This window comes from Pseudomonas sp. LBUM1670 (assembly GCF_059695695.1).
This window is the reverse complement of record NZ_CP166783.1, coordinates 763,434-778,517: the sequence shown is the minus strand read 5'-3', so window position 1 is coordinate 778,517 and position 15,084 is coordinate 763,434. Positions and strand designations below refer to the sequence as shown.

Sequence of the window (15,084 nt, the reverse complement as noted above, 5' to 3'; positions counted from 1 at the left end):
TCGTAACAGGATGATGCCGCAACGATAGCATAGCGCCGAAACGCCCGCGAGGCCGCGCAAGAGGGCACTTCGGACAGTTTCCGTCCCGTCGCTGCTCCCTTTAATCCCGCGATGGCACAGCCTCTTCCAACTCCAGCATCAACCCGCTCAAGCGTTTGACCTTGCGTCGCGCCGCCTCTTCAAACACGCCGGTACGAGGTTCGATCAAAGTGAACCAGTGCTTGGCGCGGGTAATGCCGGTGTAGATCAGCTCTTTGGTCAGAACCGGGTTCAGGGCGTCCGGCAAAATCAGCGCCGTGTGGGCGAACTCGGAGCCCTGGGACTTGTGCACGGTCATGGCGTACACCGTTTCGACATCATTCAGCCTGCTCGGCAGGACAAAGCGCACACCGCCCTGACCGTCGTTACGCGGGAAGGCCACGCGCAGCACGTGGCGCCCAGCCTCGGGACCCTCGCGCTCCGGCAGCCTGAGCGCAATGCCGATGTCGCCGTTCATCAAGCCCAGTCCATAGTCGTTGCGGGTCATCAGCACCGGCCGACCTTCGTACCACTGCTGATTGCTGTCGATCAGTCGAGCCTTGAGCAGCGCATCGGTCACTCGCTGATTCAGGCCTTCCACTCCCCATGGTCCCTTGCGCACGGCGCACAGTAACTGGAAGGAATCGAAGGCTTGCAGCACGTCGCGTGCCCAATCGGTCCAGCGCGGATCATCGAGTGTGCTGTCGAGTGGTGGCCGCAACTGGCGCAGCAGTGTCAGGTAATGCCGATACCCTTGCGGCCCGTCGCCATGGCCTTCGAGCAACAAGCGTTCCAGCGCCCTGTCGTGCTCACCCTTGAGAGGCAGGGAAAACACATCGTCGTGGCTTCGAGCCGCCAATAACTTGCGAGCTTCTTCCGGTTGTTGCTGGTTGACCCAGCGAGCCAGTTGGCCAATGCCGCTGCCTTCGCCGAACCGGCGCGAGTGCCGCAGCATCACAACCTGCTGGGCCAGCGGATGAGTGCCGTGGGTGTCTTCCTGCAAACCGCTGGTATCGAGGCTTTCACCACTGACCGTTTCCAGCCACTGGCGCGTCTGCGGGCTGTACCAACCCGCCTCGGCGTCGCGGCACAAATCGCCCAGCACGGCGCCGGCTTCCACCGATGCCAGTTGATCCTTGTCACCGAGCAGCACTAGTCGGGCATGGGTCGGCATCGCGTCGAGCAGATTGGCCATCATCTCCAGGTCGATCATCGAGGCTTCGTCGACCACCAGGACATCCAGCGGCAAGCGATTACCGGCGTGGTGCCGAAAGTGTCGAGTACCGGGACGGCTGCCGAGCAGACGGTGCACGGTGGTGACGTCTGACGGAATTTTTTCTCGCACGGCCTCAGCGACTTCAAGTGTCCGGACTTGCTGGCTGATGGACTCCGTCAGCCGTGCGGCCGCTTTACCGGTGGGAGCGGCGAGGCGGATGCGCAGCGGTTTGCCAGCCTCCACCGCCGGCGCCTGCAACAACGCCAGCAAGCGCACGACCGTGGTGGTCTTGCCGGTCCCGGGACCGCCGGTGACGATGCTGAACGCGCTACGGGTTGCCAAGGCACATGCGAGCTTCTGCCAGTCGATCACCTCGCCGGGCCTGGCCGAACCGAACAGACCAGTGAGGCGTTGGGGCAAGTCATTCGGTGTGGATTCGTGTTCCGCCAGACGCAGGCGCAGCGCGTTATCGATACGTCGCTCGTACGCCCAATAACGGCGCAGGTACAGGCGTTTTCCCGATAACACCAACGGCCTTTGCTGCGCCGTTTCGCTGCTATCGACCGCCAATGCAACCAGACTGCTGGAGGCCAGGACTTTGCACCAGTGGGCGCCGTCCAGCGTCTCAAGCAATTGCGAAGGCAGCAGCATCGCGCCACTTTGCAGATCGCCTTCCGGGGGCAACGACAGGGCGAAGTCCGGTTCCTTGAGCGTCTCGAACAGATCCAGGCAGACGTGACCGTGACCCAGTTGATGGCTGGTCAAGGCTGCCGCCAGCAGAACCAGTGGATCATCGTCGGGAGCAAGCTCGTGCAAAAAGGCAACGAAGGCTTTGTCCAGCGCTCGCAACCAGCCGCGCTCGACCCAGCGCGTGAGCAACAGCAGCAAATCATCGGCACGACTCAACGGCGCCAGACTCGCCAGGCTTTCGTCTGCCAACGGGGTGGGCAACAAATCGGCGAAGGTGCGGCTCATAGCAATACTCCCTGTTCCCAGACCGGTTCAGCCTTGGGTTCCGGTTTGCCCTGGAATAGCCGGTCCAGACGCTCAATCAGCGCTCTTGGCGGACGGGCAAAATACACGCCCTGACTGGACGCTCGCGTACCGCGCAGGAACAGATACAACGCCCCCCCGACATGCCGGTCGTAATCGTAATCGGCAAGCCGCGCCTTGAGCTGACGATGCAGGGCCAACAGGTACAGCACGTATTGCAGGTCGTAACGATTGTCCAGAATTGACTGTTCCATGGCCTGCTCGGTGTAGGCCATGTCATCGACGCCCAGCCAGTTGGATTTGTAATCGGCGACGTAATAGCGACCATCGTGCTCGAACGTCAGGTCGATGAAGCCCTTGAACATGCCATTGAGCAGCACCGGTTCGGCCGCGACACGGGCAACGCCGTTGTGGGTGTATTGGCGGACCAGTTCATCGAGCTTAAGCACATCGACCTTATGGCTGGCGAACCAGAACTCCATCTCGACACGGTATTGTTTCAGTTGCCCGAAGATCACGGGCGTCTGTCCGGCGCCGATGTGCAGCGGGGACTTGAGCAGATGCTGCAGCCAATCGCTCAGCGTGGTGATCCAGCCTTCCCAGCCACGGCGATTGCAGCGACGGGCAATCGCGTCTTCCACGGCTTGCGGCGTGGCGGCAAAACCTTCGTCACCGGCCCACTCAAGCAAACCGTGGAGAAAGGTGCCGGGATTAGGACCGCGAGGAAATCGATGGATATCGGCACCGCCGGCGACCACTTCGCGCGGCGCTTCGGGGTCGAGGCGCTCGTCGTCGAACAGCTTTTGCGCCTGCGGGTTTTCCGGTGCTTCATCACTGCCCACGCTCAGGTTGTCGCCGATGCGCAGGGCACTATAGGAGGCAATCCACCAGTTTTCGCTGGCCTTGCGCGTGGGGATCAACGGAGCGAGCAATGTCGCATCGTTCTGCGGTGGATGGTAATGCTCGTCGGTTTTTTCAGGCATCTCGCTGTAATTCAGCGCGGGACAATCCTGCTGCAGGTCTTCCAGCCAGCGCTTCAAACCTTGCGACTCCGCTAATGGAGCACCGCCGCCCAACAGATAACCCAACGCAGAAAGGTGCAACACCGAGCTGTTGTTATTACCGCGCTTGAGGTCAGTGACGCCGAGCCAGCAGGCGTGTTGGGCCCGGGTCAGCGCCACATAAAGTAAACGCAGGTCCTCGGCCAGCCGTTCATCATCCGCCAGCGCGATCAACTCGGGCGTTGGCTTCAGGGTCACCTGAGCGTTGCCGGTTTCGTCGTGGTAATGCAGCGGCAAACGACTGCCGTCCACCGGTTTCGCCGAACAAACGAACGGCAGAAACACCAAGGGATACTCAAGCCCCTTGGACTTGTGAATGGTCACGACCTTGACCAGTTGCTCGTCACTCTCTAGACGCAGGATCTGTTCCTCACCCGCCTGACCGGACAGCGCCAGATGTTCGGACAAATGCCGGATCAATGCTTGCTCACCATCAAGTTCAGCGGCCGCCTGTTGCAGCAGCTCGGACAGGTGCAGCAGGTTGGTCAGCACCCGCTCGCCGTCGTTGCGCGCAATCAATGCCTGAGGCAGCTGGAAGTCATGCAGCAAGCGTCGCAGCATGGGCAGCACGCCTTGCTTGCGCCAGAGTTCGCGATAACCTCGGAACTGCATGACCCTCGCTTCCCAGGCCAACTCGTCCTGATTCAAGCGCTCAAGTTCTGCCAGCGACAGGTTCAAGGTGATGCTCGCTAATGCTGCCCGCAACGGTCGCTCGACATCCGGCTCGGCGCAGGCCTTGAGCCAGGTCAGCAGATCGTGAGCTTCCTGGGCGGCGAACACCGAGTCCTTGTCCGACAGATAAACGCTGCGCACACCACGGGCGGAGAGTTCGGCGCGTACGGCCTGAGCTTCCTTGCCGTCGCGCACCAGAATCGCGATATCCGCCGGCAACAGGCCCCTGAAGTCCTTGCCGTTCTGGATTAAACCCGCCTTGCCTTGCTGCCCACCGTTAAGCAACGCGGTGATTTCACTGGCGCACGCGGCGGCCAGTTGCTGTCGGTAAACCGCACCGGATAACGGTTGATCGGCGGACAGGTGCCAGATGTTCAGCGCAGGCACAACCTGCCCTTCGATACTCAGAACTTCTTTGCGTCCCTGAGAGGCGACCGGCAGAAACGGCACGGGATTTTCGCCATTTTTTTCGCGAAACAGGAACGCGCCCCGCCCGGCCTCGCGCGATTCGGCGCGCGCAAATACATGGTTTACCGCACCGACCATGCCATGGCTGGAACGGAAGTTGGTGCCCAGTGTATGCAGTCGGCCAGCGGTGGCTTGGCGGGCGCGCAGGTAGGTATAGATATCGGCACCACGGAAGGCATAGATCGCCTGCTTTGGATCGCCGATCAGGAACAGGCCGCATTCAGGGTTGTTGTCTTCGATGCGATAGATGCTTTCGAAGATCCGGTACTGCACCGGGTCGGTGTCCTGGAACTCGTCGATCAACGCCACCGGAAACTGTTCGCGGATCAAGGTCGCCAGGCGTTCGCCACCTTCGGATTGCAACGCGGCATCGAGGCGCAACAACATGTCATCGAAACCCATTTCCGCGCGACGACGTTTTTCTGCCTCGAACCGTGCCCCCACCCACTGAGCGGCGTGTTGCAGAACGGCGGCATCGGGAGTCGGCAATCCATCGAGACTGACCTTGAGGCCGGGCATGGCGTCCAGTCCCGGATGGTTGGGGACTTCGCCTTTTTTCCACGCTTCAGCCATGCCATCGGGGGTCAGGCGGGTGAAGCCGGTGCCAATATCCAACTGCTCAAGCAATTCGTCTTCGGCCCAGGCCTTTAACTTTTCGAACCAGGGCTCAAAGTAGCGCGCCTGCATCTTGCGCCCATCGACGCTTTTGCTCGCAACACCCTCGTGACAGATGGCAAGCAACTCGTCTGCCCACTGACGCCAGGGCATTTTGAGCTCGATCAAGGCTGCCCGTCGCTCTTGCAGGCATTCGACGATCAGCTCGGCAGGTTCTTTGCCTTCAACGCTGTTGCGTTCACTGGCGAACAATCCACGGACTCGTGGCAACAGGGCCGCCGGACCGCCCCAATTACCGCGCACCCAGCTCAGCGCATCGCCTTGCATCGGGTAGCAGAACAATCGCCAGTAATCGCGCAGGACTTCGCCGAGCAAATCGCTGTGATCGGTTTCCAGGGTCTGGGTAAAGAGGCTGCCACTGTCGAATGCGTGTTCGCGCAACATCCGCTGACACCAACTGTGGATGGTCGAGACAGCCGCTTCGTCCATCCACTGAGCGGCGATGTCCAGACGGTTCGCGCATCCGGGCCACTGCTCCGGAAGGTACTGATCACGCAACTCCGCGATCAGGGCATCCGGCGGCGGTGTTTCGTCGCGGAAAAACCGCGCAGCTTCTGCCAGGCGCGTTCGAATGCGTTCGCGCAGCTCTTTGGTCGCAGCGTCAGTGAAGGTCACGACGAGGATTTGTGGCGGTAACAATTCACGCCCGAATCCGCTCGATTCGCCACCGTGGCCGAGGACCAGGCGCAGATACAGCGCGGAAATAGTGAAGGTCTTCCCGGTCCCGGCACTGGCTTCGATCAGTTGACTGCCGCGTAGCGGGAATGCCAGGGCCAGCGGTGTTTTCGCGGTCATGAGCGCGCCTCCTCGCTGGTCAATGAGCGCCACGGCGCTTCAAGCATCGGTTTGTACAAAGCGTTGCACCAATCGGGGAAGGTTTCGTCGGCCACCAGTGCGTCGTAGTCGGTGAACTGCCGGGCAAGTGCGGGACTCTCCCGGCGCTCGCCATCCGTGGTGATGCCGTCGCCTTCGTAGGCTTTGCGCGCAGCGGCATCGGCTTTGGCCGGATCTGTCTGAGCGAGCCAGGCAAACGCTGTTTTCACTGCGATGGGCAGAGGCTGGCGCATGCCCGATTGCCAGGCCATCAACAGGTCGCCCAGGATTCGGGATGCGGTATCTTTTTCAATCGGACCCAGTAACAGACTGTCGTCACTGGCCACCAACGCAGTGGTCATCGCCATGCCACTGGCGCAGGCAACCAGATGATTGACCCATGGCCGAGTGAGGCGATGCCATTTGCGAGACTTGATCGAGCCGATGCTGTTTGGAATCGTGGTGATCGACAGCAAACCACCGTCTGAACGTTGGTGCAGACTGCTGAGCCATCCTTCCAGACGCAGGCCTTGAAGCTCGAGGTTGACCGGCAGAGCGCTGGTGAGTGGCGTGGGCCATAACGCCAGAAGCTGTTGATAGCGTTGCAGCAGATCCGGTAACGGTTCGATCAACTCTCGTTGCAGGCATTCGCCGAAACCGGCCATGGGCAGTAGCCCGCTGTTTTGCAGGCGTTTGGCCTGTGCTTCCAATACCTCATCCGCGTGTTCAAGCTGTCCCAACGCGGCGCCGAGCAAACTGTCGCTGAGGCTATAGCGTTGCAGTGCATCGAGCACAAAAGGTTCCTCATCGGCCAGCGGCACTTCAGCGGCTTCGAAGAACACCTTCAGCCGCTGACTGAAGAAATGTCGCACAGGATTGCGCAGGAAATCCTGCAACTGACCGAGGCTCAGCGGCTCTTCCTGAACGTAAGGGTCCAGGATGTTGTTATCGGTTGCTGGCTCAACAGCTTGATGAAGCACCTGCCATTCGTTGGCGAAGCTGAACAATTCATCGCCTTCATGGAAATAACGGGCGCTGAACGGTTGCAACGGATGCTCCTGAGTCATGGCCTCAAGCAGATCTTCATCGGCATTGTGCAATCGCCAGCCGCTGGCCAGATGGTCACGCAACTGGCCGATCAATACGGATGCGGGGCGCTCGCTGTTGTCACGAATGCTACGACCGACCCAACTGATATAGAGCTGGTCACATGCCGACAGCAGCGCTTCCAACAGCAGATAGCGGTCATCTTCGCGGCGCGAGCGGTCACCCGGTCGGTAATCGCTGCCCATGAGGTCGAAGTCCAAGGGCGGTTGCGCGCGCGGGTAATCGCCGTCATTCATGCCGAGCAGACAGACCAGTTTGAAGGGGATCGCGCGCATCGGCATCAATGTGCAGAAATTAACTGCGCCGGCGAGAAAGCGCTGGGACAAGCGACCTTGATCGAGGCCGGCGAGCCAGGCTTCGCGAACGACAGTCAACGGTAGTTGGTCGTGCAAACCGACGGACTCACAGGTCTCAAGCCAGGTTTCTCGCAACTCTTCAAGCTGGGCCAGCAGGTAGTCGTCATGTTCATTACTGGCCTGGAAAAACAACTGCACCAGCGCCTGCAACCGCATACCCCATTGCTTGGGCGGCGCCGGTTGAGAGAGTTCCTGATGGGCAATCTCCAGCGCGTCCAGCAGCGCAACCAGAGGACCGATGAGTGCGGCATCGAGACCACCGATCTCATCGTAGGGCTCGATGCCTTCGCAGGCACTGCCGCTTCCTACGACATAGCCGAGCAACATCCGTCGCAGTCCGAAACGCCAACTGTTTTGTTCCAGTTCCTGAGGCAAGCCCAAACCCGCTCGTTGCCCGGCGTTCATGCCCCAACGGATGCCGGCGCCTTCGATCCAGCGATGCAGGGTGGGCAGGTCTCGCTCCTCCACACCAAAGCGAGCGCGCAGGGCCGGAACATCCAGCAGGTCGAGGATCTCACTGACAGGGAATCGGCTGTCGGGCAGTTTGAGCAGATGTTCGACAGCGATCAGCAGCGGATCACGGCCACGTTGCCCCTGGTCCGCGAGCGTGAAGGGAATGAAGCGCGGGTCATTGCGCTCGAGCTGCCCAAATACCGCACGAATATGCGGCGCGTAGCTGTCGATATCCGGGACCATCACGATGACGTCGCGAGGCCTTAAATCGGGATTTGCACTGAAGCGGGCGAGCAACTGATCGTGAAGGATCTCCACCTCGCGCTGGGCGCTATGGGCGATGTGAAAACGGATTGATTGATCCGCTTTCAGATCAACTGCCGACCAGCGCTCACGCGTTTCATTCAGAGGACGTAATTCAAGAATGTCGTCCTGCAATTGATTGAGCATGTTCAGTGGCTGGCTGTCACTGAACAGGTCGATTCGCCCGTCACGAAACGCCGAACGATAACTGTTGGGATCGTCGTAGCTATCGAGCAGGTTGATGTAGTCCCGCCCCTGCTTGCCCCACGCAGCCAACAGGGGATGTGCATGCTGATGCAGGGTTTGCGGATCCAGAACAACCGGCATACCGCTCTTGCGAGCCTGACGTTTGTATTGATGCCGTAGCAGGTCTTTATCGGCGACGATGTCCGCCCAATGGTGGCGACATGGGTTATGAACGCACAGTAAAACCTGACTGAAACGGGCCAGCCCGGCAAGCGCTTCCAGAGCCTGAGCGGGAAGTGAAGAAATACCGAAAACGATCACTCGTGAAGGAAGCCCATCAGGCGCAATGTCGAGGCTATTGATACGCTCGATAAATCGTTGATGGACGCCGGCACGGCTTTGCGCCATGCCTTGTTCACCGACATCCAGCAACAGTGCACGCCACAATTCTGCCTGCCAGCAGTTGGCCGGGGTCAGGGCTTTCGCTTCACCCCGACCGTTGCGTAATTGATGACGACCTTCTGCCCAGTCTTCGAGCCAGTCGGCTCGGTACACCTGATATTGGTCAAACAGGTCAGCCAGTCGCTCGGCCAATTGATAGCGTTTGCGCAAATCGGTGTCATGGGTAAGGAAACGTTGCAGAGGCTCGAAGTGTGGCTGATCGATCAACTGCGGAAGCAGGCGCATGAGGCGCCAGGTCAGCGGGGCTTTATCGAGCAGGGATTTGACCGGGATCTCATCTCGTCCAAGGACTCTGCGATAGAGCTGCCACATGAAGCTGCCCGGTAACTGCACATCGATCGCTGCGGCGATACCGCAGCCGCCCATGTCATCCTCTTTCGGATCCTCAGCCAGTGCCAGTTTCAACCACTGGGCGATGCCATTGCTCTGTACCAAAGCGATTTCATTTTCCAAGGGTGCCAGCGGATAGCGCCGCATCCAGCCGACCACCAGGTTGCGCAACTCGTCCAGGCGGTTGCCGTGGACCACCATAAAACCAGCACTGAGGGACGTCGCGTCCGGCATAAAGGCTTCCTTGGAAAAATACAAAAGCTAGGGCCGAACCTTAGCATTGTCGGGAGACTGTGACAGCCGGAAGCCGTCCGGTGTTGCTGTACGAACTTTCCTGCGGACAAAACAAAACCCCTACCTGCATACGCAGATAGGGGTTTCGGAATTTAATCTTGACGATGACCTACTCTCACATGGGGAAACCCCACACTACCATCGGCGATGCATCGTTTCACTGCTGAGTTCGGGATGGGATCAGGTGGTTCCAATGCTCTATGGTCGTCAAGAAATTCGGGTACCGAACCGTCTTTCGACGCTTCAGCAAATTGGGTATGCAATAGATTTGTGTGTTGCTCTCGAACTTTCGGTTCATTGCGTCTTCACACACCGCAATCTGATGCTCTCTCGAGTAGTCAAATTGCTTGGGTGTTATATGGTCAAGCCTCACGGGCAATTAGTATTGGTTAGCTCAACGCCTCACAGCGCTTACACACCCAACCTATCAACGTCGTAGTCTTCGACGGCCCTTCAGGGGACTCAAGGTCCCAGTGAGATCTCATCTTGAGGCTAGTTTCCCGCTTAGATGCTTTCAGCGGTTATCTATTCCGAACATAGCTACCCGGCAATGCCACTGGCGTGACAACCGGAACACCAGAGGTTCGTCCACTCCGGTCCTCTCGTACTAGGAGCAGCCCCTCTCAAATCTCAAACGTCCACGGCAGATAGGGACCGAACTGTCTCACGACGTTCTAAACCCAGCTCGCGTACCACTTTAAATGGCGAACAGCCATACCCTTGGGACCGGCTTCAGCCCCAGGATGTGATGAGCCGACATCGAGGTGCCAAACACCGCCGTCGATATGAACTCTTGGGCGGTATCAGCCTGTTATCCCCGGAGTACCTTTTATCCGTTGAGCGATGGCCCTTCCATACAGAACCACCGGATCACTAAGACCTACTTTCGTACCTGCTCGACGTGTCTGTCTCGCAGTCAAGCGCGCTTTTGCCTTTATACTCTACGACCGATTTCCGACCGGTCTGAGCGCACCTTCGTACTCCTCCGTTACTCTTTAGGAGGAGACCGCCCCAGTCAAACTACCCACCATACACTGTCCTCGATCCGGATAACGGACCTGAGTTAGAACCTCAAAGTTGCCAGGGTGGTATTTCAAGGTTGGCTCCACGCGAACTGGCGTCCACGCTTCAAAGCCTCCCACCTATCCTACACAAGCAAATTCAAAGTCCAGTGCAAAGCTATAGTAAAGGTTCACGGGGTCTTTCCGTCTAGCCGCGGATACACTGCATCTTCACAGCGATTTCAATTTCACTGAGTCTCGGGTGGAGACAGCGCCGCCATCGTTACGCCATTCGTGCAGGTCGGAACTTACCCGACAAGGAATTTCGCTACCTTAGGACCGTTATAGTTACGGCCGCCGTTTACCGGGGCTTCGATCAAGAGCTTCGCGTTAGCTAACCCCATCAATTAACCTTCCGGCACCGGGCAGGCGTCACACCCTATACGTCCACTTTCGTGTTTGCAGAGTGCTGTGTTTTTAATAAACAGTCGCAGCGGCCTGGTATCTTCGACCGGCATGGGCTTACGGAGCAAGTCCTTCACCCTCACCGGCGCACCTTCTCCCGAAGTTACGGTGCCATTTTGCCTAGTTCCTTCACCCGAGTTCTCTCAAGCGCCTTGGTATTCTCTACCCAACCACCTGTGTCGGTTTGGGGTACGGTTCCTGGTTACCTGAAGCTTAGAAGCTTTTCTTGGAAGCATGGCATCAACCACTTCGTGTTCTAAAAGAACACTCGTCATCAGCTCTCGGCCTTGGAATCCCGGATTTACCTAAGATTCCAGCCTACCACCTTAAACTTGGACAACCAACGCCAAGCTGGCCTAGCCTTCTCCGTCCCTCCATCGCAATAACCAGAAGTACAGGAATATTAACCTGTTTTCCATCGACTACGCTTTTCAGCCTCGCCTTAGGGACCGACTAACCCTGCGTCGATTAACGTTGCGCAGGAAACCTTGGTCTTTCGGCGTGGGTGTTTTTCACACCCATTGTCGTTACTCATGTCAGCATTCGCACTTCTGATACCTCCAGCAAGCTTCTCAACTCACCTTCACAGGCTTACAGAACGCTCCTCTACCGCATCACCTAAGTGATACCCGTAGCTTCGGTGTATGGTTTGAGCCCCGTTACATCTTCCGCGCAGGCCGACTCGACTAGTGAGCTATTACGCTTTCTTTAAAGGGTGGCTGCTTCTAAGCCAACCTCCTAGCTGTCTAAGCCTTCCCACATCGTTTCCCACTTAACCATAACTTTGGGACCTTAGCTGACGGTCTGGGTTGTTTCCCTTTTCACGACGGACGTTAGCACCCGCCGTGTGTCTCCCATGCTCGGCACTTGTAGGTATTCGGAGTTTGCATCGGTTTGGTAAGTCGGGATGACCCCCTAGCCGAAACAGTGCTCTACCCCCTACAGTGATACATGAGGCGCTACCTAAATAGCTTTCGAGGAGAACCAGCTATCTCCGAGCTTGATTAGCCTTTCACTCCGATCCACAGGTCATCCGCTAACTTTTCAACGGTAGTCGGTTCGGTCCTCCAGTTAGTGTTACCCAACCTTCAACCTGCCCATGGATAGATCGCCCGGTTTCGGGTCTATTCCCAGCGACTAGACGCCCTATTAAGACTCGCTTTCGCTACGCCTCCCCTATTCGGTTAAGCTCGCCACTGAAAATAAGTCGCTGACCCATTATACAAAAGGTACGCAGTCACCCAACAAAGTGGGCTCCCACTGCTTGTACGCATACGGTTTCAGGATCTATTTCACTCCCCTCTCCGGGGTTCTTTTCGCCTTTCCCTCACGGTACTAGTTCACTATCGGTCAGTCAGTAGTATTTAGCCTTGGAGGATGGTCCCCCCATATTCAGACAAAGTTTCTCGTGCTCCGTCCTACTCGATTTCATGACCAAGAGATTTTCGCGTACAGGGCTATCACCCACTATGGCCGCACTTTCCAGAGCGTTCCGCTAATCTCAAAGCCACTTAAGGGCTAGTCCCCGTTCGCTCGCCACTACTAAGGGAATCTCGGTTGATTTCTTTTCCTCAGGGTACTTAGATGTTTCAGTTCCCCTGGTTCGCTTCTTAAGCCTATGTATTCAGCTTAAGATACCTAACTTATGTTAGGTGGGTTCCCCCATTCAGACATCTCCGGATCACAGTCTGTTTGCCGACTCCCCGAAGCTTTTCGCAGGCTACCACGTCTTTCATCGCCTCTGACTGCCAAGGCATCCACCGTATGCGCTTCTTCACTTGACCATATAACCCCAAGCAATCTGGTTATACTGTGAAGACGACATTCGCCGAAAATTCGCGATTAAACTCACAAATTTTACCTTAGCCTGATCCGTTACCAGTGAAAGTAACGTTCAGTCTATCTTTCTATCACATACCCAAATTTTTAAAGAACGATCTAGCCAAAGACTAGAAATCAACATTCACCATGATCACCATGGAATGCTCATTTCTAAGCTTTCAACAAACAGAAGCAGTAGTGGTGGAGCCAAACGGGATCGAACCGTTGACCTCCTGCGTGCAAGGCAGGCGCTCTCCCAGCTGAGCTATGGCCCCGTATTGCTACAGGTTCCCACACAAAAATTGGTGGGTCTGGGCAGATTCGAACTGCCGACCTCACCCTTATCAGGGGTGCGCTCTAACCAACTGAGCTACAGACCCAATTTCGGGCTGCTTCTTATCGTCTTCTTCAATGAATCAAGCAATTCGTGTGGGAACTTATGGAGCAGCTGATGTCGTCGATTAAGGAGGTGATCCAGCCGCAGGTTCCCCTACGGCTACCTTGTTACGACTTCACCCCAGTCATGAATCACACCGTGGTAACCGTCCTCCCGAAGGTTAGACTAGCTACTTCTGGTGCAACCCACTCCCATGGTGTGACGGGCGGTGTGTACAAGGCCCGGGAACGTATTCACCGCGACATTCTGATTCGCGATTACTAGCGATTCCGACTTCACGCAGTCGAGTTGCAGACTGCGATCCGGACTACGATCGGTTTTGTGGGATTAGCTCCACCTCGCGGCTTGGCAACCCTCTGTACCGACCATTGTAGCACGTGTGTAGCCCAGGCCGTAAGGGCCATGATGACTTGACGTCATCCCCACCTTCCTCCGGTTTGTCACCGGCAGTCTCCTTAGAGTGCCCACCATTACGTGCTGGTAACTAAGGACAAGGGTTGCGCTCGTTACGGGACTTAACCCAACATCTCACGACACGAGCTGACGACAGCCATGCAGCACCTGTCTCAATGTTCCCGAAGGCACCAATCCATCTCTGGAAAGTTCATTGGATGTCAAGGCCTGGTAAGGTTCTTCGCGTTGCTTCGAATTAAACCACATGCTCCACCGCTTGTGCGGGCCCCCGTCAATTCATTTGAGTTTTAACCTTGCGGCCGTACTCCCCAGGCGGTCAACTTAATGCGTTAGCTGCGCCACTAAGAGCTCAAGGCTCCCAACGGCTAGTTGACATCGTTTACGGCGTGGACTACCAGGGTATCTAATCCTGTTTGCTCCCCACGCTTTCGCACCTCAGTGTCAGTATCAGTCCAGGTGGTCGCCTTCGCCACTGGTGTTCCTTCCTATATCTACGCATTTCACCGCTACACAGGAAATTCCACCACCCTCTACCATACTCTAGCTTGTCAGTTTTGAATGCAGTTCCCAGGTTGAGCCCGGGGCTTTCACATCCAACTTAACAAACCACCTACGCGCGCTTTACGCCCAGTAATTCCGATTAACGCTTGCACCCTCTGTATTACCGCGGCTGCTGGCACAGAGTTAGCCGGTGCTTATTCTGTCGGTAACGTCAAAACAGCAAAGTATTAATTTACTGCCCTTCCTCCCAACTTAAAGTGCTTTACAATCCGAAGACCTTCTTCACACACGCGGCATGGCTGGATCAGGCTTTCGCCCATTGTCCAATATTCCCCACTGCTGCCTCCCGTAGGAGTCTGGACCGTGTCTCAGTTCCAGTGTGACTGATCATCCTCTCAGACCAGTTACGGATCGTCGCCTTGGTGAGCCATTACCTCACCAACTAGCTAATCCGACCTAGGCTCATCTGATAGCGCAAGGCCCGAAGGTCCCCTGCTTTCTCCCGTAGGACGTATGCGGTATTAGCGTCCGTTTCCGAGCGTTATCCCCCACTACCAGGCAGATTCCTAGGCATTACTCACCCGTCCGCCGCTCTCAAGAGAAGCAAGCTTCTCTCTACCGCTCGACTTGCATGTGTTAGGCCTGCCGCCAGCGTTCAATCTGAGCCATGATCAAACTCTTCAGTTCAAACATCTTTGGGTTTTTAAGAAACCCTAAACTTGGCTCAGCAATCGTTGGTTACATCTTTGATTTCTCGCGGAGTAACTTGTGATGCTGATAATCTTGTTGACTATCAGTCTGACTCCACAAGCACCCACACGAATTGCTTGATTCAGTTGTTAAAGAGCGGTTGGTTAAGATCTTTCGTCTCAACCGAGGCGCGCATTCTACAGCGCCCTCTGTATCTGTCAAGCGGTTATTTTCCGAAGTTTTCAAAGTTTCCTTTGCAACTTCAACCACTTGCGCTTCCGATCTCTCGTTAGCGGGAGGCGAATTCTACAGCGTTACTCGCTGCTGTCAACACCTCTTTTTCTCCGCTTTCGACCGAGACGATCGAACCGTCAATAAGGCGAAAACA

Annotated in this window: 3 protein-coding genes, 2 tRNA genes and 3 rRNA genes; all 8 read right to left on the bottom strand. The window is 56.8% G+C overall.

What is annotated here, in order from left to right; genetic code table 11:
* Positions 1-100: 100 nt before the first annotated feature.
* The 8 genes from recD to ACA073_RS03460 all read right to left on the bottom strand — a co-directional run bounded on the left by recD (position 101) and on the right by ACA073_RS03460 (position 14,693).
* Complete coding sequence (gene recD, locus ACA073_RS03495) at positions 101-2,209, bottom strand: exodeoxyribonuclease V subunit alpha (RefSeq protein WP_497401671.1); 2,109 nt, start codon at positions 2,207-2,209, stop codon at positions 101-103.
* Entirely contained in the window at positions 2,206-5,898 is a 3,693-nt protein-coding gene (gene recB, locus ACA073_RS03490; RefSeq protein ID WP_497401670.1) for an exodeoxyribonuclease V subunit beta, read from the bottom strand. The genes recD and recB overlap by 4 nt, the downstream gene beginning before the upstream one ends.
* Positions 5,895-9,347, bottom strand: coding sequence for an exodeoxyribonuclease V subunit gamma (gene recC, locus ACA073_RS03485; RefSeq protein ID WP_497401669.1), 3,453 nt, complete (start codon positions 9,345-9,347; stop codon positions 5,895-5,897). Before recC ends, recB begins: the two co-directional genes overlap by 4 nt.
* A 156-nt stretch (positions 9,348-9,503) precedes the next feature.
* Positions 9,504-9,619 (bottom strand): 5S ribosomal RNA (rrf, locus tag ACA073_RS03480).
* 146 nt (positions 9,620-9,765) lie between these two features.
* Positions 9,766-12,657 (bottom strand): 23S ribosomal RNA (locus ACA073_RS03475).
* Positions 12,658-12,893: 236 nt separating this feature from the next.
* Positions 12,894-12,969: transfer RNA gene (locus ACA073_RS03470), tRNA-Ala, on the bottom strand.
* Positions 12,970-12,997: 28 nt separating this feature from the next.
* Positions 12,998-13,074, bottom strand: a tRNA-Ile gene (locus tag ACA073_RS03465).
* An 82-nt stretch (positions 13,075-13,156) separates the two neighbouring features.
* Positions 13,157-14,693 (bottom strand): 16S ribosomal RNA (locus ACA073_RS03460).
* The 16S, 23S and 5S rRNA genes sit together here with 2 tRNA genes alongside, the layout of an rRNA operon.
* Between the last annotated feature and the right edge of the window lie 391 nt (positions 14,694-15,084).